Below are 20,847 nucleotides of genomic sequence, written 5' to 3'. Positions count from 1 at the left end.
CCTCAGTGCCGACTTGCCTGTCGTAGGGGATTCGGAGACCGGCCCGGGACGGATCGGTCCGCCGGCGGATTTCTTTTCCCGCCGCTCGACCCGCGTTTTCGGCCCGCGGATCCGTACCACATCCGAGGGGCACGCACGCCGCGCGCCCCGCGCGCGTGAGGACGAGCCCACGGCGGCCGGGGGAGAGGGGGCGGCGGGTGGAGGCGGACGAGTTTCTGGTGCTCGTGGCGGGGGGCGACCACAAGGCGTTCGAGGAGCTGTACGGACTGGTGTCCGGGCCCATCTACGGGCTGGTGCGGCGCGTGGTGCGCGACCCGGCCCAGTCCGAGGAGGTCACCCAGGAGGTGTTGCTCGAAGTGTGGCGCTCCGCCCCGAGGTTCGACCCAGGGCGGGGCAGCGCCCTGTCCTGGGTGCTCACCCTCGCCCACCGCCGCGCCGTCGACCGGGTGCGCAGCGTCCGCGCCGCCGGCGAGCGGGAGCGGCGCGAGGCGGCGCGCGCCGCCTCGCCCGCCTTCGACCACGTCACCGAGGAGGTCGAGGTGGGCCTGGAACGCGAATGGGTACGGCGCTGCCTGGACCGCCTCACCGCCCTCCAGCGCCAGTCGGTCACCCTCGCCTACTACGACGGTTACACCTACCGTGAAGTGGCCGAGCGGCTGTCCCTGCCGCTGGGCACGGTCAAGACGCGGATGCGCGACGGGCTCATCCGGCTGCGCGAGTGCCTGGGATGTGCCGCATGAGCCTGCTCGACCGCCTGCTGCGCCGCGAGGACCCGCACTCCTTCGCCGCGCCCTACGCCCTCCACGCCCTGGAGCCCGCCGAACGGGTCCGCTTCGACAAGCACCTGAGGAACTGCTCCGCGTGCGCCGCCCAGGTGCGTGCCCTGGCCGAGGACGCGGTGCGTCTGGCCTGGTCCGCCGCCACCCCGGCGCCCGCCGGGCTGCGCGAGCGGGTGCTGGCCGCGATACGCGACACCCCTCAGGATCCCGCCCCGGCGCGTGAGCACACGCCCCAACTGCCCCCGCACGTCTGGGGCACCCGGCCGCCACCCGCGCGCACCCGTGCGCCCCGGCCGCGCCCCCTGTTCGTGCCGTTCGCCACCGTGACCGCAGCCGCGGCCCTCGTGGTCGCCGCGCTCTTCGCCGTCCAGGCGAACCGGACCCAGGACGAACTGGCGGCCCAGCGGGACCGGGCACGTGAGATCGCCCACGTTCTCGCCGCCCCGGACACCCGGGCCGCCACCAGCCGGGACGCGGAGGGCTGCAGTATCGGAGTGATTGCTTCCGCCTCCCGGGAGCAGGCCGTGGTGACCCTGGGCGGGTACGCGGACCCGCCCAGTGGCCGGGTGCGCCAGCTGTGGCTCATGCGCCCCGGCGCACCACCGAGCTCCCTCGGCCTGTTCGAGGGTGACGCGCCCCTGGTCGTCTCGGGTCTCACCCGTTCGGCGACATCACTCGCCGTGACGGTCGAGCCCGACGGGGGGTCACCCGGGCCCACTACGCGGCCAATTGCTCAACTCGCCTTGAATGCGGTCGGATTCGGAGAGTAATCGTCAACACCCCTCCAGGGAAGGTGAATCCTGCCACCGCGATACACGAGTGCCCCAACGGGGCGATAGGGTTACTCTGCCCGGGCCGGGTGGACTCGTACGGGTGGGGAGTGACATGGAGCAGATAACAGTGCGCAGCAGGGCCAGGGTCCCTGCGATCACCTGCGGGAGCAGCGCGACCAGCTCGCGTCTCGACCGTCATCTGTCGGTGCTGGCCGGTCCTGCCGTGCCGCAGCGGGAGACGGCCGAGGCGACGTCGCTGATGCGCGAGCTGACCGCACGTGGCCCGCACGACCGCACGGGCAGGCGCGCCCGGGTCCACCGCGTGTCGCTGTTCGCGCCGCTGCGCAGGCTGCGCCGCTCGCTGTTCGGCGCGCGCTGAGCTCCGACCTGCGTCTCCTCGGCCCGTTCACCCGACCCGCGCTCAGGCCACCACGCCGTCCCGGCGCAGCGCCGCGATCTCGCCGTCCGTCATTCCCACGGCACGCAGCAGCGCCCCGGTGTGCTGTCCGAGCGCGGGAACGTCTCCCATGCTCGGCCCGGTCCCGCCCGGCAGCGTGATCGGCGGCAGCAGCGCCCTGAGCGGGCCGGCCGGCGTACCCACCTCCCGCCACCGCTCCCGGGCCGCGAGCTGCGGATGCTCCGCGAGCTCGTGCACGTCCCTCAGACGTGCGCAGGCGATGCCCGCGCCCTCCAGCCGGGCCAGCGCCTCGTCGGTGTCCAGCGCTCCGAGCGCCTTGCCGACCAGTTCGTCGGTGCGTTCCCGGTGCGCGACCCGTGCCGCGTTCGTCGCGAACATCGGATCGTCCCCCGACTCAGGCTGCCGCAGCACGTGTTCGGCGAGCCGGCGCCACTCCCGGTCGTTCTGCACCGACAGCAGCACCCGTCCGCCGTCCGCGGTCGGAAAGGCGTCGTAGGGGGCGATGACGGCGTGCGCGAGGCCGGTGCGCGCCGGGGCGGTCCCGCCGTGCATCGCGTGGTGCAGCGGATGCCCCAGCCACTCGGCGAGCGCCTCCAGCATCGACACCTCCACCGGACCGCCGCGCCCCGTCGTGCCGCGCCGCACCAGCGCGGCCAGCACGCCCGAGAAGGCGTACATGGCCGCCGCGATGTCCGCCGCCGGGATCCCCGCCTTCACCGGCTGCTCCGGCGTGCCGGTCACGGACACCAGCCCCGCCTCGCACTGCACGAGCATGTCGTAGGCCCGCTTGTGCGCGTACGGACCGCCCGACCCGTAGCCCGAGATGTCGACGGCGATCAGCCGCGGATGCCCGGCGCACAGCGTCGCCGCGTCCAGGCCGAGCCGGGCCGCCGCGCCCTGGGCGAGGTTCTGCACGAACACGTCCGCGCGGGCGATCAGCCGCCGTACGACGTCCAGACCCCGCGGGTCCTTCAGGTCCAGCGCCACGGATTCCTTGCCCCGGTTGCACCACACGAAGTGCGAGGCGAGTCCGCCCGCCGCGGTGTCGTATCCCCGCGCGAAGTCACCCCCGTCCACCCGCTCGACCTTGATGACCCGAGCCCCGAGGTCGGCGAGCTGCCGGGTGGCGAACGGCGCCGACACGGCCTGCTCGACAGCGACCACGGTGACGCCCTCCAGGGGCGGCGGAAGCTGATCCATGCCCCGGATCATGACCCGCGCCCAGTGGGTTTGTCAGCAGCGGGCATGGCCGGCCACCGACGGGTCACCGCGCCGTGCGGCTCGTCGAGCCGGCCGGGGCGCGGGCCCGGGTGCCGGCCGGGGCCCAGACCGGGGCGTGCAGGCCCGGGTGCCGGCTGGCGGCGCGGGCCGGGGCTCGGCGCGGGGATGCCGGGGCGGGGGTGCCGACTGGCGGCGGGGGCCCTGGCGGGCGCTGCCGACCGTGGCGCCGCCGACCGGCGCTCGACGGACCCGGCGGTGGGCCCCGGTCTCCAGGTGGGTAGACGGATCCGGCGGCGGGAGCGCCGCGCCGGTCGGCGGGCGACCGCCACGGGCGGCCGCGCACTTCCGGGCGGCGGCCGCGCTCTTCCTGCCGGAGGTCAGGGCAGTCCGGCGCCCGCTGTCAGCCCTCTTCGCGGGCGTACCGCCGGACGGCGAGGGGTCCGCACAGGGCGATCAGGAGCGCGCACCAGGCCAGCGACCCGGCGACGGGGTGGGCCACCGGCCAGGCGGCACCCTCGGGCACGGGTGCGTTGCCGAAGAGGTCCCGCAGGGCGGTGGTCACCGCGCTGATCGGGTTCCATTCGGCCGTCGTGCGCAGCCAGCCCACCAGGTTGTCGGTCGGGATGTAGGCGTTGGACAGCAGCGGCAGCACGAAGGTGGCGGCGCCGAGCTGCCCGGCGGCCTCCTCGCTGCGGGTGAGCAGCCCGAGGAGGATCCCGATCCAGGTGCACGCGAACCGGAACAGCAGCAACAGGCCCACGGCGCCCAGCGCTTCGGGCGCCGACCCCTCGACCCGCCAGCCCACCGCGAGCCCGACCAGCAGCAGGGGCACCGTTCCGGCGGCCGTGACGACGAGGTCCGCCACCGCCTGTCCGAGCGGCACCGCCGCCCGGCTCACCGGCATCGTGCGGAAGCGGTCCATCACGCCCCGGTGCGTGTCCTGGGCCGCCTGGAACATGCCGGTCATGATCCCGCCCGCGGCGGTTGCCACCAGCAGCCCCGGCACCAGGAAGGAGCGGTACTCCCGGCCGGGCATCGCCAGCGCGCTGCCGAAGACGTAGCCGAAGAACAGCAGCATGTTGATCGGCATGACCTGGGTCAGGATCGCCAGTCCCGGACTGTTGCGGACCCGGCGCAGCTGCCGGCCCACCATCGCCATGCCGTCGTACGTCAACGCGCTCATGCCACGAGCTCCTTGGTGTCGGGGGAGGTGCCGGGGGGCTGCCCGGTCAGCCGGAGGAAGACGTCGTCGAGGGTCGGCGGCCTGAGGCTCGCGTCGAGCAACGGCACGCCGGCCGCGTCGAGTTCGCGCACCAGGCGGGGGAGAGTGAGCGTCGCGTCGGTGGTGACCGCGCCGACGGTGTGCCGTTCGTGGTCGAACGCCGGCTCGGAGCCGGTGAGCCGGTCGAGGACGCCCGCGGCCCGCTCCATCGCGTCGGCCCGCGCGACGACGACTTCCGCGTAGGAGCCGATCAGCGACTTGAGCCGGGCGGGCGATCCGGTGTGCGCGACCCGGCCCCGGTCCATCAGGGCGACCTCGTCGGCGAGTTGGTCGGCCTCCTCCAGATACTGGGTGGTCAGCAGCACCGTCGTCCCCTGCTGCTTCAGGTCGCGTACGGCGTCCCGGATGCGGTTGCGGCTGGCCGGGTCGAGCCCGGTGGTCGGCTCGTCCAGGAACAGCACGTCAGGGCGGCGGATCAGGCTGGCCGCCAGGTCGAGGCGGCGTCGCATTCCGCCGGAGTAGGTGGACGCGGTCCGGTCGGCCGCCTCGGCGAGGCCGAACCGCTCCAGCAGTTCGTCGGCCCGCGCGGCCGCGTTCCCGACCCGGTGCAGCCGCGCGAACAGCCGCAGGTTCTGGCGCCCGGTGAGGTCCCCGTCGACCGATGCGTACTGCCCGGTGACACCGATCCTGCGGCGCACCGCGGCCGCCTCCCGGACGAGGTCGTGCCCCGCGACACGTGCCGACCCCGCGTCCGGACGCAGCAGCGTGGTCAGCAGCCGAACGGCCGTGGTCTTGCCCGCCCCGTTCGGCCCGAGCAGCCCGCAGACGGTGCCCTGTGGCACGGCCAGGTCCAGCCCGCGCAGGGCGTGGACCTCCCCGAACCGCTTCTCCAGACCTTCACTAAGTACAGCGTACGTAGTAGCCATGTGTCGACGATAGCGCACTACGTACGATGTACGTAACTACGATGGTGGGGCGAGGTGATGATCAATGACTGGCCGAGCGGCCGTACCCGAAGTGATCTGGGCCCGTCCCGAGCGGGCGGGCCGGGGGCCGAGGCCGGCGTACAGCCGTGCCGACATCGCGGCCGCCGCGGTGCGGATCGCCGACGCCGGAGGCCTGGACGCGGTCTCCATGCGGCACGTGGCGGCTGAACTCGGCTGCGGCACCATGTCGCTGTACAACTACGTCCCCCGCAAGGAGGACCTGTACGAGCTGATGGTCGACGCCGTCAGCGGTGAGCACGAACTGTGGGAGCCCTCGGGCGACTGGCGCGCCGATACGCTGCGGGTCGCCCACCAGACCCGCGGCCTCATGCGACGCCACCCCTGGCTGCCGCGCCTGATGTCGGGCATCTACGGCTTCAGCCCCAACGCCCTGCGGTATCTGGAGCACTGCCTGGTCTGCCTCGACCCGCTCGAGGTGTCCTACGGCACCAAGATGGAACTGGTCGCGATGGTCAACAGCGTGGTGACCATGTACGTGGCGAACGAGCTGGCCACCGCCGAGCGCGCCCGGTCGTTGCCCTGGTCGGAGGAGCAGGAGCACGCGGTGCGGATCGCCTATCTCGGCGGGCGGATTGCCACGGGTGAGTATCCGCGGATGGCGGCGGCCTTCGCGGAGGACGCCGGGCCGATCGACCTGGAGGCGGTGTTCGATCGGGCGCTGGGGCGGGTCCTCGACGCGTTCGCGCCGCGCGGCTGAGGCGTCCTCAGATCAGGGCGAACTGACCCTCCGGACCCTCTTCGAGGTGATCGAGGACCGAGGCCGGCCGGCGGGCCGCGTCCGGGACCGGAAGGATCCCCGCGGACCGCAGATCGGCCGCGGTGATCGGGGCCGTCACCTCCAACGCCTCGCGCCGCGGACGCAGTTCCGCCAGCAGGGCGAGGACCGTGATCAGCTCCAGGAGCTCGGACGTCCACGACTGCGGCCAGGTCGCCGGGCGGACGGCCGCCAGGGTGCCCGGTTCGCCCTGCGCGGTCCGCGCGGCGAACCACTGTTCCAGGACCCGCCCCGAGCCGGCCTCGAAGTCCCAGGCCTGTGGCGGGACGGGGGAGACGCGGCCCTCGTCGAGGTGCAGGGCCTCCTCGTCGCGGTCGTAGCGCAGGGTCAGCGGGCGGGCGGGCAGCGGGGCGCGGACGTAGGGGCGGCGACCGCCGGGGAGCTTGGGGCGCTCGCCGTCGCGGCGCATCAGCCACAGCGTCCGGCGGCCCAGCTCCACTCCGGCCGCCCAGACCCCGGAGTCCCCGGTGAGCGGGACCACCGGGGACTCCGGACCGGGGCGCGCCGCCGCGAGCGTCCAGGCGAGGACGTCCTCCGGGGCGGGGCGGTGCCCGAGGCGGGCGGCCAGGTGGTCCAGGAGGCCGGGCGCCAGGTTCGGTTCCGCGGCCGCCGGGCGGCGGTACAGGGGCCGGACGCGTCCCGGACGCAGGACGGGCAGCAGGGACGTCGCCAGCAGGGGCGGTCCGGTGCCGGGCGCGGCGGCCGTCTCCGCCACGAAGACCTGCCGGGCGTCCGCCACCCGCCACAACTCGGGGCGGGCCGCGTCGATCAGACGGTGGTCGGGGATCAGCCACTGCTCGTCGAACGGCGCCACGAGCACCCGCACCGGCTCCGGACAGGGGCCCGAGGCGCGGATCAGCCTCTCGGTGCCGCCGGTCCGGCTCGGCAGCTGCCCGACGGCCGTGTACGGCGTGCGCGAGCGCGTCGGCTCGAACAGGGCCTCCCGGTCGGGGCCCTCGGCCTTCAGCAGGGCCTCCCAGCGGGCCCTGAGACAGTCCGCGTCGGGAGCCATCGGCCACCCCCGGCCCAGCCGCGGCGGTGCGACGGACCACGGCATGAGGTCGGCCAGCGGCGGAGCGTCGTCGTGCGTCACGCCGGGCATCGTACGACCTGACCCGGACGGCCGGGTCAGGTGGCGTCGAGGGTGACCGTGAAGGAGAAACGATCCCCCCGGTAGTGGATCACCGCCACGTCCAGCGGCCGCCCCGCCGCGTCGTAGGTGATCCCCGTGTAGTGCAGGATCGGGCTGAGCAGTGGGACCTGCAGCAGCCGTGCCGTCTCCGGATCGGCCAGCCGGGCCTGCACGGTGTCCGTGATCCGGCTGATGTCCGCGCCCACCACGTCCCGCAGCACCTTGGTCATCGGCCACCGCACCAGATCCTCCGGCGCCATCCGGCGGGCCAGCTCCGGACGGAGGTAGTTGCGGGCGTGGTTGGTCGGCTCACCGGTCTTCTCGTCGCCGCGAAGACGGTGGTACGTCGCCACCTCGCCCAGATCCGGGAAGAACTCGGCCAGTTCGGCGGGCACCGCCTCCGTACCGTGGGCCAGCAGCTCGGTGGTCATGCCGGACTGCTGGGCCACGATGGCGTCCACCGAGCCCAGCAGCCGCACCGGGGTGCCCCGCCGGGCACCGGGCTCGATGAACGTGCCGCGCCGCCGGTGCCGGGTGATCAGCCCCTCGTCCTCCAGCTCCTTCAGCGCCTGCCGCATGGTCAGCACGCTCACGCCGTAGTGCCCCGCCAGCTGCTCCTCGGTGGGCAGGCGCAGCGGGTCCTGGGGCGAGCGGCCGAGGATCGAGGCGCGCAGCGACTGCGACACCTGGTACCACAGCGGCAACTTGCGGTTCAGGACGATCGAATCCGGGGCGAAGGAGGTCACGGTCCATCCGTACCGGTAGGGAATCGATCAGGGCAAGGGGCGGAAGTGCCGCTCGAGCCCCTGCCACACGTCGTCGTACCGCCGCTGAAGGTGCTCGGCCCCGGCCGCGTCCGACGTGAGCGTCAGCGGCCAGCGCGTCTCGAACATGAACGCCAGACCGTCGTCCACCTTGTGCGGCCTCAGCTCCGCCGCGCTCGCCCGGTCGAAGGTCTCCCGGTCCGGGCCGTGCGCCGACATCATGTTGTGCAGCGAGCCGCCGCCCGGCACGAAGCCCTCCGCCTTGGCGTCGTAGGCGCCCTCGATCAGGCCCATGTACTCGCTCATCACGTTCCGGTGGAAGTACGGCGGCCGGAAGGTGTCCTCGCCGACCAGCCACCGCGGCGCGAAGACGACGAAGTCCACGCCGGCCAGGCCCGGGGTGTCGGAGGGCGAGGTCAGCACCGTGAAGATCGACGGGTCCGGGTGGTCGTACGAGATCGTGCCGATCACGTTGAAGCGGCGCAGGTCGTAGACGTACGGCACGAGGTTGCCGTGCCACGCCACCACGTCCAGCGGGGAGTGGTCGTAGGTGGCGGTCCACAGGTTGCCGCAGAACTTGTTCACCACCTCCACCGGGCCCTCGGTGTCCTCGTAGGCGGCGACCGGAGCGCGGAAGTCGCGGGCGTTGGCGAGGCCGTTGGCGCCGATGGGGCCGAGGTCGGGGAGGCGGAAGGGGGCGCCGTAGTTCTCGCAGACGTAGCCGCGGGCGGTGGTGTCGAGAAGCTCCACGCGGAAGCGCACCCCGCGCGGGATGAGCGCCACGTCGCCCGGTTCGGCGTGCAGCATCCCGAACTCGGTGTGCAGCAGCAGCCCGCCGCGTTCCGGCACGATCAGCAGCTCGCCGTCCGCGTCGCTGAAGACGCGCTCCATCGAGGAGTCGGCGTGGTAGAGGTGCACGGCCACGCCCGTGCGCTGGGTGGCGTCGCCGTTGCCGCCCAGTGTCCACAGTCCGGCGAGGAAGTCCGTGCCGCGGGCGGGCTCCGGCAGCGGGTTCCAGCGCAGCCGGTTCGGGTCGGGCACCGTCTCGGTGAACGGCGCCGTGCGGATCGTGCCGTTGCCGGTCCGGGTGAACGCCGGGTGCGCGGCCGACGGGCGGATCCGGTACAGCCACGAGCGGCGGTTGTGGGCCCGCGGCTCGGTGAACGCCGTACCGCTGAGCTGCTCCGCGTACAGCCCGAGGGGGGCGCGCTGCGGGGAGTTGCGGCCCTCGGGCAGCGCGCCCGGAACCGCCTCGGAACCGTGCTCGTTGCCGAACCCGGAGAGGTAGGTCAGTTTCTCGGCGGTCTTGCGTGCGTCCCCGCTCATGATCGCTCCCTTGCAACCTGATTCCTATGGGACACCGTAGGATTGCGTATTCCGGGGCGCAAGACCCCCTACTCCGGGCGGAGGGCGGAACCCGACCTCAGGGGGATCCGGCGGGTCCGGCCGCTGCTCTACGCTCCCCAGTCATGTCGTCGTGGACGCGGGGATCACTCGCTGCGCTCGCGGTCTGTGCCCTGCTGTTCGCCGGGCCGGCGGGCTGTGGACCAAAAGGCGCGCACGGGCCGGTGGACGGGAAACCGGCCGAGCCCGTGGGCAAGCTCCTCGACCACACCGACGAGGAGGGCCGGCTCTACCGCGAGGTGGACCGGAAGACCGCGCCCGAGGTGCGTGTCGAGGTGCGGCCGGACGCCGACGGCGACTGGGACGTACGGCTGGCCGTGCGCCGCTTCCGCTTCTCCCCGGCCGGCACGGCGGCACGGGCGACGGCCGGCCGCGGCCTCGCCCAACTGCTGGTGGACGGCCGGCTCGTCGTCCGCCTGCGCGCCCCGGAGTACCGCCTCTCCGGCCGGCTCGTCCCCCACGGCACCCATCACGTCACCGTCCGCCTCTACGCCGACGACGGCACGGTCTGGGCCGTCGCGGGCCATCCGGTCCAGAGCACGGCCGACATCACGGCCGCGCCCCCGGAGTCGCCGGAATCGCCGGAGTCGTCCCAGGCCGTGCCTCCGAAGGAGCCTGCCCAGGCCGCGTTTCCGAAGCCGTGGCGGGTCGCGGCCCGGCCCAACGGGAGGCGCGCTTCACCCGCTCGCCGGGGGAAGGCATGATGAAGCCGTGCCCCACCCGACCCAGCTTCGCCGTGCGCCCGTGCAGCGACGCAGCGCCGAACGGCTGACCAGGATCCTCGACGCCTGCGCCGATCTCCTCGACGAGGTCGGCTACGACGCGCTGACCACGCGTGCCGTCGCGGAGCGCGCCGGTGTGCCCATCGGCTCGGTCTACCGGTTCTTCGGCAACAAGCGGGCGATGGCGGACGCGCTCGCCCAGCGCAACCTCGACCGGTATACCGAGCGCGTCACCGAGCGGCTGAAGAAGGCGAAGAAGACGGGGACCAGCGGATGGCGTGCCGCCATGGACGCCGTCCTGGACGAGTACCTGGCCATGAAGCGGACCGCCCCCGGGTTCTCCCTCGTCGACTTCGGCAACCAGATCCCCGTCGGTGCCCGCTACGCCGAACCCAACCACCGCGTCGCCGACCGGCTCACCGACCTCCTGTCCGGCTATCTGCGCCGCCCGCCCGACGACGACCTGCGCCGCACCTTCCTGATCGCCGTCGAGACCGCCGACACCCTGGTCCAACTCGCCTTCCGTGTCGACACGCAGGGCGACGAGCGGATCATCGAGGAGATGCGGCGGATGCTGCGTGCCTACCTGGAGCGGGTGCTGGACTGAGGCCGTCCGCGCTTCGACAAGGCCCGCTTCCCGGACAAGGAGGTGTACGGCACGTCCCGGCGCTCCGAACTCCGTGTGATCACCTGCGGCGGCCTCTACACCCACCGAGCCGGCCACTCCGGCAACGTCGTCGTCTTCGCCCACCTGACCTCGACGACCTGGCACCGGGCGGTGCGGCGGGCGGGTGGCCCACGGCCGGCCGCCCTGAACGCGATCGTCCGCTTTCTCGCCCGGCGGACGGCGGCGCCCGATCCTGCCCGGTCCCTTCCCCCCGGCGCGCACATTCCGTTAACTTCCGTGGCTCATACGCCCCGTACGACCCGCACGAGGCGTTCGACCCGCGGAGCCTCAGTGCTCTGGTGAGTCCCGGGGGAATGCCTCATGACACGCGCCATCTCTCTGCACGACGTGACCAAGACCTACACCAAGGGCGTCCGCGTGGTGGACCGCCTCTCGCTCGACATCGCGCCCGGCGAGTTCCTGGTGCTGCTCGGGCCCTCCGGCTGCGGGAAGTCCACCGTGCTCAGGATGATCGCCGGGCTGGAGGAGATCACCGAGGGGCAGTTGCTGCTCGACGGCGAGTACGGCAACGATCTGCCGCCCTCCGGCCGGGACATGGCGATGGTCTTCCAGAACTTCGCCCTCTACCCGAACATGACCAGCCGCGACAACATCGGCTTCCCGCTGCGCATCGAGTCGCCCGGAGCGGATCCGGCCGGCCGCGTCGACGCCACCGCCCGGATGCTGGGCATCGAGGACCTCCTCGACCGCTTCCCGAGCCAGCTCTCCGGCGGCGAACGCCAGCGGGTCGCCATGGGCCGCGCGATCTCCCGGCATCCCTCCGCCTTCCTGATGGACGAGCCGCTGTCCAACCTCGACGCCAAGCTCCGCAACCATCTGCGCGCCGAAATATCCAAGCTGACCCGGGAATTGGGCGTCACCACGGTCTACGTCACCCATGACCAGTCCGAGGCCATGTCCGTGGGCGACCGGGTCGCCGTCCTGCGCGGCGGCGTCCTCCAGCAGGTGGACACCCCGCGCGCGGTGTACGCCCTGCCCCGCAACGTCTTCGTGGCCGCCTTCATCGGCACCCCGCGCATCAACCTGCTGCGCGGCCTGGTCCGCGCCCCGCTCGACGGCGCCATGACCATCAGCCTGGGCAAGCAGTTCCTGCGCCTGCCCGAACCCCTGTCCCTGGACCACCAGTTGCTGCGTGTGCAGCAGGGCCGCGAGGTGATCGTGGGGCTGCGCTCGGAGGCCGTTCGGATCGCCCCCAAGTTCTCGGCCTCGTCCCGGCGGACGGGAGCCCCCGCGCCCGCCGCGCGGCCCGGGGAGGTGGCGATCACCGGGCTGGTGGAGCACATGGAGTTCCAGGGCCACGAGGTCCTCGTCCACTTCAACACCGGCTCCCGCCCCGCCGTCGTACCCGATCTGGAGGCCCCGCGTCCCACCCGGCGCCCGACCCGGCGGCGCCGGCGCGAGGGCACGGTCCTGAACCGGCTGCGGGACCGGGCGGGCGCCCTGCGCGCGGGACCCGTGGTGGTGCTGGAGCACCCCGCCGGACCCGCGCCGGAACAGGTCGCCGCGCCGGAGCAGCGCCTGCCCGGCGACCTGGTCGTGCGGACCACGCCGGACATCGAACTGCGGCACGGCATGCAGGTGCCGCTCCTGGTCGACATCGCCCGCCTGTTCGTCTTCGACCAGCGCGGCGAGCGCATCTGCCCGGCCCCGGACCGCCTGCCCGACCTGGAGGAGTGAAGGGCCCCGGCAGGTCGCGGGCCGGGCGGGTGAGGGGTGTGCGGTTGACGGAAAGCTACCGGCGCTGGTTTATGGGCTGTCAGTAGCTTGTTCACGCGGAAGCTTGTCCACGCGGACGAGACCGACGACGGCCCCCGCCCCGGAGGAGCACGATGAAGGCACACGACGGCATGTACATCGACGGCGCCTGGCGTCCCGCCGAGGGCCGGGACGTCATCGAGGTGGTGAACCCGGCCGACGAGCGGGTGATCGGCACCGTGCCCGCGGGCACCGCCGAGGACGTCGACGCGGCCGTACGCGCGGCCCGCGCCGCCCTGCCCGGCTGGTCCGCGACCGCGCCCGCCGAGCGGGCCGCGCGCCTGGCCGCCCTGCGGGACGTGCTGGCGGCCCGCGAGGAGGAGATCGCCGAGACCGTCACCGCGGAACTCGGCTCGCCGCTCGCCTTCTCCCGGACGGTCCACGCGGGTGTGCCGATCGCGGTCGCCGACTCCTACGCCGACCTCGCGGCGACGTACGCCTTCGAGGAGAAGGTCGGCAACTCCACCGTGTACCACGAGCCGGTCGGCGTGGTCGGCGCGATCACCCCCTGGAACTACCCGCTGCACCAGATCGTCGCCAAGGCCGCCCCCGCGCTGGCCGCCGGCTGCACCGTCGTCCTCAAGCCCGCCGAGGACACCCCGCTCACCGCCCGGCTGTTCGCCGGCGCGGTCGACGAGGCCGGGCTGCCGGCGGGCGTGTTCAACCTGGTCACCGGCCTCGGCCCGGTCGCCGGGCAGGCGCTCGCCGAGCATCCGGACGTGGACCTGGTCTCCTTCACCGGCTCCACGGCCGTCGGCAGGCGGATCGGCGCGATCGCGGGCGCCGCCGTCAAGAAGGTCGCCCTGGAACTGGGCGGCAAGTCCGCCAACGTCATCCTGCCGAGCGCCGACCTCGCCAGGGCGGTGAACGTCGGCGTCGCCAACGTGATGTCCAACTCCGGCCAGACGTGCAGCGCCTGGACCCGCATGCTGGTCCACCGCGACCAGTACGAGGAGGCGGTCGCCCTGGCCGCGACGGCCGCCGCCAAGTACGGCGAGCGCATCGGTCCCGTGGTGAACGCCAAGCAGCGGGCACGTGTGCGCGGTTACATCGAGAAGGGTGTCGCCGAGGGCGCCCGCCTCGTCGCGGGCGGCCCCGAATCCCCGCGCGAACGGGGCTACTTCGTCAGCCCCACCGTCCTCGCCGACGTCACCCCCGAGATGGCCGTCGCCCAGGAGGAGATCTTCGGCCCGGTCCTCTCCGTCCTCCGCTACGACGACGAGGAGGACGCCCTGCGCATCGCCAACGGCACGGTCTACGGCCTCGCCGGCGCCGTCTGGGCGGGCGACGAGGCGGAGGCGGTGGCCTTCGCCCGCCGGATGGACACCGGCCAGGTCGACATCAACGGCGGCCGCTTCAACCCCCTCGCCCCCTTCGGCGGCTACAAGCAGTCCGGCGTCGGCCGCGAACTCGGCGCCCACGGCCTCACCGAATACCTCCAGACCAAATCCCTCCAGTTCTAAGGGAGTCACGCGTCATGGCCGTACGTGCCGCCGTCCTGCCCGCCATCGGCTCCCCGCTGGAGATCACCGGGATCGAGTTGCCGGAGCCCGGGCCCGGCCGGGTCTGTGTCCGGCTCGCCGCCGCCGGGGTCTGCCACTCCGATCTGTCCCTGACGAACGGCACCCTGCGGGTGCCGGTGCCCGCCGTCCTCGGTCATGAGGGCGCGGGGACCGTCGTCGCGGTCGGCGAGGGCGTCACCCAGGTCGCGCCGGGGGACGCGGTGGTGCTCAACTGGGCGCCGTCCTGCGGGAACTGCCACGCCTGCTCGCTCGGCGAGGTCTGGCTGTGCGCCAACGCGATGAACGGCGCCGCCGACGTGCACGCCCGCACCGCCGACGGCACCGAACTGCACCCCGGCCTGAACGTCGCCGCCTTCGCCGAGGAGACGGTGGTCGCCGCCTCCTGCGTGCTGCCGCTCCCGGACGGCGTCCCGGTCACCGACGCCGCGCTCCTCGGCTGTGCCGTCCTCACCGGCTACGGCGCCGTCCACCACGCGGCGAAGGTGCGCCCTGGTGAGACGGTCGCGGTGTTCGGCGTCGGCGGGGTGGGCCTCGCCACCCTCCAGGCCGCCCGGATCGCCGGCGCCGAGCGGATCGTCGCCGTGGACGTCTCCCCGGAGAAGGAGGAACTCGCCCGCCGGGCGGGCGCCACCGACTTCCTCCCGACCACCGCGGACACCCCCCGCGAGATCCGCGCCCTCACCGGGAAACAGGGGGTCGACGCCGCCGTGGAGTGCGTGGGCCGCGCGGTCACCGTCCGCGCCGCCTGGGAGTCCACCCGCCGTGGCGGCCGCACGACGGTCGTCGGCATCGGCGGCAAGGACGAGCAGGTCACCTTCAACGCCCTGGAACTCTTCCACTGGGGCCGCACCCTGACCGGCTGCGTCTACGGCAACTCGGACCCGGCCAGGGACCTGCCCGTGCTCGCCGGACACGTCCGCGCCGGCCGGCTGGACCTGACCACCCTGGTCACCGACCGGATCTCCCTGGACGACATCCCGGCCGCCTTCGGGAACATGCTGGCCGGCAAGGGCGGCCGGGCGCTGGTGGTGTTCTGAGGCCCGCCGCTCGCCCCGGGGTCAGGACACGCGTTCCGGCCGGGGCTCCTCGCGCGCCGTACGGGAGGTCCGGCGTTGCGGACGGGAGCGGGAGACCGCCACTCCGGCCAGGCACAGGGCCCCGCCCACCAGGGTCACCGGCCCCGGCACCTCACCCAGCGCCAGCCACGACATCAGCACGACCAGGGCCGGTACGGCGTACGTCGTCGCGCCCATCCGGCTCGCGGTCGTGCGGGACAGCGCGTAGGCCCAGGTCGTGAACGCGAGCGCGGTCGGGAACACGCCGAGGTAGACCATGTTGAGCGTGGCCGGCAGCGGGGCGCGGGCGGCCTCGTGGAGCAGTTGGCCGGTGAACGGGAGGCAGACGACCGCGCCGACCAGGCACCCGAACGTCGTCACCTGCAACACGCTCGCCCGGCCCAGCGCCGGCTTCTGGGCGACGACCCCGGAGGCGTACGCGACCGCCGCCAGCAGGCACAGCACCACGCCCAGCACCGAGGAGCCGCCGCCGCCCGACATCGACAGGCCCACGGTCACCGCCCCCGCGAACGACACCGCCATGCCCGCCAGCAGCCGAGGCGGCATCGGATCCCCCAGCAGCCGCGCCCCGAGCAGCGCGATCAGCAGCGGGCCGACATTGACCACCAGCGCCGCGGTACCGGCGTCCACCTGCTGCTCGCCCCAGTTCAGGGCCACCATGTAGAAGCCGAACCACAGCAGCCCTGATATCGCGATCCCGCGCCAGGCCGCCCGCGGCGGCCACCCCTCCCGCCGCACCAGGCAGATCGCGCCCAGTGTCAGGGCTCCGGCCAGCAGCCGCCCGAGGGCCAGCGCGCCCGGCGAGTACGCGGCACCCGCGCTGCGGATCGAGACGAAGGCGGAGGCCCAGAGCACCACGGTGACGGTGGCGGCCGCTGCGGCCAGGCGGGACGGGGAGACGTTCATCATGCTTCCTGAGGCTAGGCGGGCAGGGGTGGGCGGGGCTCGCGGATTTCGGACGGCCAGGACCGGCCGGCGGTGCGGTCAGCGCAGCGCCGCCGTCTCGATCCCCAGCAGGTCGGACAGGGCGTGTGCGCCGGCCGGGGTGACCCCGACGGCGCGCTCCGAGCCGATGCGCACGCACCAGCCCGCGTCGAAGGCGTGCCGGCACAGGGCCGCGCCGGCGGCCCCCGCGAGATGGGGGCGGCGTTCCGTCCAGTCGAGGCAGGCCCGGACCAGTGGGCGTCGCCCCGTGCGGTCCAGGCCGATGCCCAGCGTGCCGAACCAGTTCAGCCCGGCGTCCGTGAGCGCGAAGCCGAGGTCCTGGCGCAGCAGCCCGCGTGCGGTGAGCGCGTCGGTGAGCGCGATGCCGAGCCGCCCGGCGAGATGGTCGTAGCAGGTGCGCCCACGGGCCATCGCCGAGCCGGCGCTCGACTCCCGCAGCGTGCGCGGCCGGCGCGCGGCCCGCGGTGCGGCCTGGGAGGCCAGGTCCTCCACGAGGTGGGCGACCCGCGCGTCGGCCAGGCGCACGTACCGGTGCCGGCCCTGCCGCTCCTCGGTGAGCAGCCCGCCCGCGACGAGCTTGCCCAGGTGCTCACTGAGCGTGGAGGCGGCGACGCCCGCGTGCCGGGCCAGTTCGCCGGCCGTCCACGCCCGCCCGTCGAGCAGCGCCAGCAGGCACGCGGCCCGCGTCTCGTCGGCGATCAGCCCGGCGAGCGCGGCCAGCGATGGTGCCACGGGGTCCGCGCGCCGGGTCCGTACCCGTTCTCCGGTGCTCATGAGGCCAGCATGGGACACGGACGGTTCGGCGCGTGCCGAAGTGTGCTCACGCGTTCCGCCCCATCTGCTCGTACTGCCGCGCCAGCCCGTCCAGCAGGGCCGCGAGACCGGTCTCGAAGGCCCGTTCGTCGATCTTCTCCTGCTGCTCGGCCAGCAGATGGGCCTGCCCGAGACGCGGGTAGTCGGCCGGGTCGTAGGCGTCGGCGTCGTCCACGAAGCCCCCGGCGAAGGAGCCGAGCGCGGAGCCCATGACGAAGTACCGCATCAGCGCGCCGATGGAGGTGGCCTGCGCCGGCGGCCAGCCCGCGTCGGCCATCGCGCCGTAGACCGCGTCGGCCAGCCGCAGCGCGGCGGGACGGCGGCCGGGGCCGCGGGCCAGGACCGGAACGATGTTCGGATGGTCGCGCAGGGCGGCCCGGTAGGACACGGCCCAGTCGTGCAGCGCGGTCCGCCAGTCCCGGCCGTCCTCGAACATCGACAGGTCGACCTGGGCGCTCACCGAGTCCGCGACCGCCTCCAGGATCTCGTCCTTGGTCCGGAAGTGGTTGTAGAGCGAGGGCCCGCTCACCCCCAGCTCGGCGGCGAGCCGGCGGGTGGAGACGGCCGCCAGGCCCTCCGCGTCCACGAGCTCCCGCGCCGTCGCGACGATGCGGCCGGTGCTGAGGAGGGGGGTGCGGGGTCGGACCATGGCGCACATCGTAGAGCCGCGGGATCGAACAGGCGGCGCCCGCGCGGGCGGGCGTTCCGGGCCCCGGCGCCGGTACCCGGACATCTGAGTACGCGAGCTGAGTACCCCGGCGGATGCGGCGCCGGGCCCGTGGGCCGACGCTGGTCGCCATGAGTGACACACCGGTCAAGCAGCAGAACACGGCCGCCTTCTACGGCCAGGCGGTCGCCTCCTTCGGCATCGCCATGGCGGCCACCTCCCTCGGCATCTTCCGACTGAACGCCGACGCCTGGGTACGCGCCTTCCTCGCCATCGCCGTCCTGTACCTTGTCACCTCCGCGTTCACGCTCGCCAAGGTGATCAGGGACCGCCAGGAGGCCGTCCGGATCGTCAGCCGGGTCGACCAGGCACGGCTGGAGAAGCTGCTCTCCGAACACGATCCCTTCGAGAAGCTGTGAGGCCGCGGGCCGCCGTACACCGCCGGCCCAGCAGGCTAAGCGAGCGCTCACCCTCGGCGGTATGGTGGACGCCCTGACGCGAAAGAGGGGCGAGCGATGACTACGGCGGAGGAGACGGCCGGCGGTGACCCGCAGCCGTGGGGCGAGGTCACCCCGGACGCGGCCCGGCGGCTGCTCGTGGCCGCCGTGGAGGCCTTCGCCGAACGGGGCTACCACGCGACGACGACCCGCGACATCGCGGGCCGGGCCGGAATGAGCCCGGCCGCCCTCTACATCCACTACCGGACCAAGGAAGAACTGCTCCACCGCATCAGCCGGATCGGCCACGAGAAGGCGCTGGAGATCCTGCGCACCGCCGCCCGGCGCGAGGGCGGCGCGACCGAGCGGCTCGCCGACGCCGTCAGCTCCTTCGTGCGCTGGCACGCGGGCGGGCGCACCACCGCCCGGGTCGTGCAGTACGAACTGGACTCGCTCGGTCCGGACGCCCGCGCGGAGATCCTCGCACTGCGCCGCCAGGTCGACGCCGAGGTGCGCGGGATCATCGAGGACGGCGTCGCCTCGGGCGAGTTCGACGTGCCGGACGTGCGTGGCACCACGCTGGCGGTGCTCTCCCTGTGCATCGACGTCGCCCGCTGGTTCAACCTCGACGGCCCCCGCACCCCCGAGGAGGTCGGCGCGCTGTACGCCGACCTCGTGCTGCGGATGGTCGGGGCCGGCCGGAACCTTCCCGAGACGCTCTAGAACCCGAGACGCTCTAGAAGTAGTAGCGCACCACCGACTCCGCCACGCACACCGGCTTGTCGCCGCCCTCGCGCTCCACGGTGAAGGCGACGGTCACCTGCACCCCGTCCGGCACGTCGTCCACGCCGGTGATCGCGGCGGTGGACCGCAGCCGTGAGCCGACCGGGACGGGGGCGGGGAAACGGACCTTGTTGGTGCCGTAGTTGACGCCCATCCGCACGCCCTCGACCGCGATCAGCTGCGGGCCGAAGAGCGGGAGCAGCGACAGGGTCAGATAGCCGTGGGCGATGGTGGTGCCGAAGGGGCCCGCGGCGGCCTTCTCCGGGTCCACGTGGATCCACTGGTGGTCGCCGGTCGCGTCGGCGAACAGGTCGATCCGCTTCTGGTCGATCTCCAGCCAGTCGGTGTACCCCAGCCGCTCACCCACCGCCGCCCTGAGTTCGTCAGGGGACGTGAAGATCCTCGGCTCTGCCATGTGTCCGGCCTCCCGCCTCGCGGTCGAAGTCTAAGCAACTGCTTAGCATGGTCGCGTGCGGGGCCCCTGTCAACGGACCGGGCGGGTGGCGCGGTGGGTAGGCTCTGAGAGGTGCCCCAGATCCCCGAGAAGATCCACGAGCTGACCGTCGGCCAGCTGTCGGCCCGCAGCGGAGCCGCCGTCTCCGCCCTGCACTTCTACGAGTCCAAGGGTCTGATCAGCAGCCGCCGCACAACGGGCAACCAGCGCCGCTACTCCCGCGACACGCTGCGCCGGGTCGCCTTCGTCCGGGCGGCACAGCGCGTGGGCATCCCGCTCGCCACGATCCGTGAGGCGCTCGCCCGGCTCCCCGAGGAGCGCACCCCCACCCGGGAGGACTGGGCACGGCTCTCCGAGGCCTGGCGCTCCGAACTCGACGAGCGCATCAGGCAGCTCAACCGCCTGCGCGACCACCTCACCGACTGCATCGGCTGCGGCTGCCTGTCCCTGGACACCTGCGTGCTGTCCAACCCGGACGACGTCTTCGGCGAACGCCTGACGGGCTCGCGCCTGATGGCGGAACGGGGGAGCGGCGCCGGCCGCGCGTAGCCCCCGCGGTGGGCGGCAGCGCATCCCGGCGGAGCCGGCCGCCGCCGAGCCGAACTCCCCGGACCGCCCTGCGGGACGCGCCGGTCCGCCGCGTGCCGACGGGCGCCGGCGGTCCCCCGGCCGCCGGGCGGACTCCGAGGCGCCCCGTCATCCGTCCGGCAGGACCGGCGCACCTCACCTCAAGGGCCTGATGTCGTGGTCAGGCGGACATCAGCAGCCGCCCCCGCCTGGCGTACGCCAGGGCCTCGGGCGTGAGAACGGGCAGCGGGACCAGGATCCCGCAGACCGCGCAGACCGGGCCGGACGACGGCTCGTGATCCAGGTCGTACGTCCAGGCCAGCCGCTCACCGCCGCACACCGGGCACGCCGCGCCCGGTTCGCGCTCCAGCGCGGCGATCAGCCGGCGCAGCACCTCGGCCAGCGGTTCCCGCGGGTGCACCCGCGGGTCGTCGCACCAGGCGACCCCGAAGCCGCCCCAGGTCATCCGGTGCCAGTCGTCCACGCTGCCCGGCCTGCGCAGCCCGTCGTGCTTCTCCTGCTTGCGGCGCCTGGCGAACCCGGCCTCGTAGTCGAGCCACACCGAACGCGCTTCTTCCAGTTCGTCCAGTGCGGCCACGAGCCGCACCGGATCGGGGGACCTGTCCTCGGGTCCGAACCCGGCCCGGGAGCACAGATGGTCCCAGGTCGCCCTGTGCCCATAGGGAGCGAACCGCTCGAGGCACTTGCGCAGCGAGTAACGCCGCAGCGCCAGATCGCACCGCGGGTCCCTCACCTGTCTCGCGAGACTCCGGAAACCGGCCATCGCCCTGCACCTCCGTCACACCTGCATCCGCACTTCGGTCACTGCGGCGTCGTCGTACGGAGCCGTCGCGACGGCTCCGCCGGATAGACGTGCCGACATCCGATCCGGCTCCATCCGTTTTCCGATGCCCGCCATAAC

The 20,847-nt window shown here is 73.6% G+C and carries 23 protein-coding genes and 1 pseudogene; 13 read left to right on the top strand and 11 right to left on the bottom strand.

What is annotated here, in order from left to right; all coding sequences use genetic code 11:
* Window positions 1-197: 197 nt before the first annotated feature.
* The 3 genes from ABZ818_RS21110 to ABZ818_RS21100 all read left to right on the top strand — a co-directional run bounded on the left by ABZ818_RS21110 (window position 198) and on the right by ABZ818_RS21100 (window position 1,931).
* Window positions 198-740, top strand: a complete 543-nt coding sequence (locus ABZ818_RS21110; protein ID WP_361416514.1) for a sigma-70 family RNA polymerase sigma factor — start codon at window positions 198-200, stop codon at window positions 738-740.
* On the top strand, window positions 737-1,549 hold the full coding sequence (locus ABZ818_RS21105; RefSeq protein ID WP_361416511.1) for an anti-sigma factor: 813 nt from the start codon (window positions 737-739) through the stop codon (window positions 1,547-1,549). The genes ABZ818_RS21110 and ABZ818_RS21105 overlap by 4 nt, the downstream gene beginning before the upstream one ends.
* 115 nt (window positions 1,550-1,664) lie before the next feature.
* The gene (locus ABZ818_RS21100) at window positions 1,665-1,931 is read left to right on the top strand and encodes a hypothetical protein (RefSeq protein ID WP_141362413.1); all 267 of its coding nucleotides are present in this window, start codon (window positions 1,665-1,667) and stop codon (window positions 1,929-1,931) included.
* A 42-nt stretch (window positions 1,932-1,973) separates the two neighbouring features.
* Here the strand turns inward: ABZ818_RS21100 and ABZ818_RS21095 are convergent, their stop codons facing one another.
* From ABZ818_RS21095 to ABZ818_RS21085, 3 genes are all read right to left on the bottom strand, one after another.
* Complete coding sequence (locus tag ABZ818_RS21095) at window positions 1,974-3,170, bottom strand: CaiB/BaiF CoA-transferase family protein (protein ID WP_361416507.1); 1,197 nt, start codon at window positions 3,168-3,170, stop codon at window positions 1,974-1,976.
* Between the two features lie 421 nt (window positions 3,171-3,591).
* On the bottom strand, window positions 3,592-4,374 hold the full coding sequence (locus tag ABZ818_RS21090) for an ABC transporter permease (protein ID WP_361416504.1): 783 nt from the start codon (window positions 4,372-4,374) through the stop codon (window positions 3,592-3,594).
* Complete coding sequence (locus tag ABZ818_RS21085; protein ID WP_361416501.1) at window positions 4,371-5,339, bottom strand: ATP-binding cassette domain-containing protein; 969 nt, start codon at window positions 5,337-5,339, stop codon at window positions 4,371-4,373. The genes ABZ818_RS21090 and ABZ818_RS21085 overlap by 4 nt, the downstream gene beginning before the upstream one ends.
* A 64-nt stretch (window positions 5,340-5,403) precedes the next feature.
* Between ABZ818_RS21085 and ABZ818_RS21080 the strand changes: the two genes are divergently transcribed.
* Window positions 5,404-6,117, top strand: a complete 714-nt coding sequence (locus ABZ818_RS21080) for a TetR/AcrR family transcriptional regulator (protein ID WP_361416498.1) — start codon at window positions 5,404-5,406, stop codon at window positions 6,115-6,117.
* 7 nt (window positions 6,118-6,124) lie between these two features.
* Here the strand turns inward: ABZ818_RS21080 and ABZ818_RS21075 are convergent, their stop codons facing one another.
* From ABZ818_RS21075 to hmgA, 3 genes are read right to left on the bottom strand one after another with little or no spacing between them, the layout of a single operon-like run.
* Entirely contained in the window at window positions 6,125-7,297 is a 1,173-nt protein-coding gene (locus tag ABZ818_RS21075) for a type ISP restriction/modification enzyme (protein ID WP_361416495.1), read from the bottom strand.
* Between the two features lie 26 nt (window positions 7,298-7,323).
* Window positions 7,324-8,073 carry a GntR family transcriptional regulator gene (locus ABZ818_RS21070; RefSeq protein WP_361416492.1) on the bottom strand — a complete coding sequence of 250 codons (750 nt, stop codon included), beginning with the start codon at window positions 8,071-8,073 and terminating at the stop codon, window positions 7,324-7,326.
* A gap of 27 nt (window positions 8,074-8,100) precedes the next feature.
* Complete coding sequence (hmgA, locus tag ABZ818_RS21065) at window positions 8,101-9,417, bottom strand: homogentisate 1,2-dioxygenase (protein WP_361416489.1); 1,317 nt, start codon at window positions 9,415-9,417, stop codon at window positions 8,101-8,103.
* Between the two features lie 143 nt (window positions 9,418-9,560).
* Between hmgA and ABZ818_RS21060 the strand changes: the two genes are divergently transcribed.
* The 6 genes and pseudogenes from ABZ818_RS21060 (at window position 9,561) to ABZ818_RS21035 (ending at window position 15,220) form a co-directional block, all read left to right on the top strand.
* On the top strand, window positions 9,561-10,199 hold the full coding sequence (locus tag ABZ818_RS21060) for a hypothetical protein (RefSeq protein WP_361416486.1): 639 nt from the start codon (window positions 9,561-9,563) through the stop codon (window positions 10,197-10,199).
* A 7-nt stretch (window positions 10,200-10,206) separates the two neighbouring features.
* Window positions 10,207-10,824 carry a TetR/AcrR family transcriptional regulator gene (locus ABZ818_RS21055; protein ID WP_361416484.1) on the top strand — a complete coding sequence of 206 codons (618 nt, stop codon included), beginning with the start codon at window positions 10,207-10,209 and terminating at the stop codon, window positions 10,822-10,824.
* A 12-nt stretch (window positions 10,825-10,836) separates the two neighbouring features.
* Window positions 10,837-10,980 (top strand): annotated as a pseudogene (locus ABZ818_RS21050) (class F sortase); the annotation flags it as partial.
* Between the two features lie 225 nt (window positions 10,981-11,205).
* A complete protein-coding gene (locus tag ABZ818_RS21045) occupies window positions 11,206-12,582 on the top strand; it encodes an ABC transporter ATP-binding protein (RefSeq protein ID WP_361416481.1) in 1,377 nt (458 codons plus the stop codon).
* 152 nt (window positions 12,583-12,734) lie between these two features.
* Window positions 12,735-14,123, top strand: coding sequence for an aldehyde dehydrogenase family protein (locus ABZ818_RS21040; protein ID WP_361416478.1), 1,389 nt, complete (start codon window positions 12,735-12,737; stop codon window positions 14,121-14,123).
* A 14-nt stretch (window positions 14,124-14,137) separates the two neighbouring features.
* Window positions 14,138-15,220, top strand: a complete 1,083-nt coding sequence (locus tag ABZ818_RS21035) for a Zn-dependent alcohol dehydrogenase (RefSeq protein ID WP_361416475.1) — start codon at window positions 14,138-14,140, stop codon at window positions 15,218-15,220.
* 21 nt (window positions 15,221-15,241) lie between these two features.
* On the opposite strand, the gene ABZ818_RS21030 is transcribed toward ABZ818_RS21035, so the two are convergent.
* From ABZ818_RS21030 to ABZ818_RS21020, 3 genes are all read right to left on the bottom strand, one after another.
* Complete coding sequence (locus ABZ818_RS21030; RefSeq protein WP_361416472.1) at window positions 15,242-16,168, bottom strand: DMT family transporter; 927 nt, start codon at window positions 16,166-16,168, stop codon at window positions 15,242-15,244.
* Window positions 16,169-16,243: 75 nt separating this feature from the next.
* A complete protein-coding gene (locus ABZ818_RS21025; protein WP_361416469.1) occupies window positions 16,244-16,978 on the bottom strand; it encodes a winged helix-turn-helix domain-containing protein in 735 nt (244 codons plus the stop codon).
* 46 nt (window positions 16,979-17,024) lie between these two features.
* A complete protein-coding gene (locus tag ABZ818_RS21020) occupies window positions 17,025-17,666 on the bottom strand; it encodes a TetR/AcrR family transcriptional regulator (RefSeq protein ID WP_361416466.1) in 642 nt (213 codons plus the stop codon).
* A 149-nt stretch (window positions 17,667-17,815) separates the two neighbouring features.
* Here ABZ818_RS21020 and ABZ818_RS21015 point away from each other — a divergent pair, with 149 nt between their 5' ends.
* Together ABZ818_RS21015 and ABZ818_RS21010 are read left to right on the top strand one after the other, a co-directional pair.
* On the top strand, window positions 17,816-18,103 hold the full coding sequence (locus ABZ818_RS21015; RefSeq protein ID WP_361416463.1) for a YiaA/YiaB family inner membrane protein: 288 nt from the start codon (window positions 17,816-17,818) through the stop codon (window positions 18,101-18,103).
* Between the two features lie 96 nt (window positions 18,104-18,199).
* On the top strand, window positions 18,200-18,844 hold the full coding sequence (locus ABZ818_RS21010) for a TetR/AcrR family transcriptional regulator (RefSeq protein ID WP_361416460.1): 645 nt from the start codon (window positions 18,200-18,202) through the stop codon (window positions 18,842-18,844).
* Between the two features lie 13 nt (window positions 18,845-18,857).
* Here ABZ818_RS21010 and ABZ818_RS21005 read toward each other — a convergent pair whose 3' ends face one another.
* Complete coding sequence (locus ABZ818_RS21005; protein WP_361416457.1) at window positions 18,858-19,319, bottom strand: MaoC family dehydratase; 462 nt, start codon at window positions 19,317-19,319, stop codon at window positions 18,858-18,860.
* 111 nt (window positions 19,320-19,430) lie between these two features.
* On the opposite strand from ABZ818_RS21005, the gene soxR reads away from it, so the two are divergent.
* On the top strand, window positions 19,431-19,907 hold the full coding sequence (soxR, locus tag ABZ818_RS21000; protein WP_361416454.1) for a redox-sensitive transcriptional activator SoxR: 477 nt from the start codon (window positions 19,431-19,433) through the stop codon (window positions 19,905-19,907).
* A gap of 199 nt (window positions 19,908-20,106) precedes the next feature.
* Here the strand turns inward: soxR and ABZ818_RS20995 are convergent, their stop codons facing one another.
* A complete protein-coding gene (locus ABZ818_RS20995; protein ID WP_361416451.1) occupies window positions 20,107-20,709 on the bottom strand; it encodes a hypothetical protein in 603 nt (200 codons plus the stop codon).
* Window positions 20,710-20,847 lie beyond the last annotated feature (138 nt).

The sequence above is a fragment of the Streptomyces sp. NPDC047453 genome (genome assembly GCF_040643155.1).
In the GTDB taxonomy this organism is placed as follows: domain Bacteria; phylum Actinomycetota; class Actinomycetes; order Streptomycetales; family Streptomycetaceae; genus Streptomyces.
Note: the sequence above shows the minus strand (reverse complement) of the source record. Positions and strands in the feature narration are given on the sequence as shown.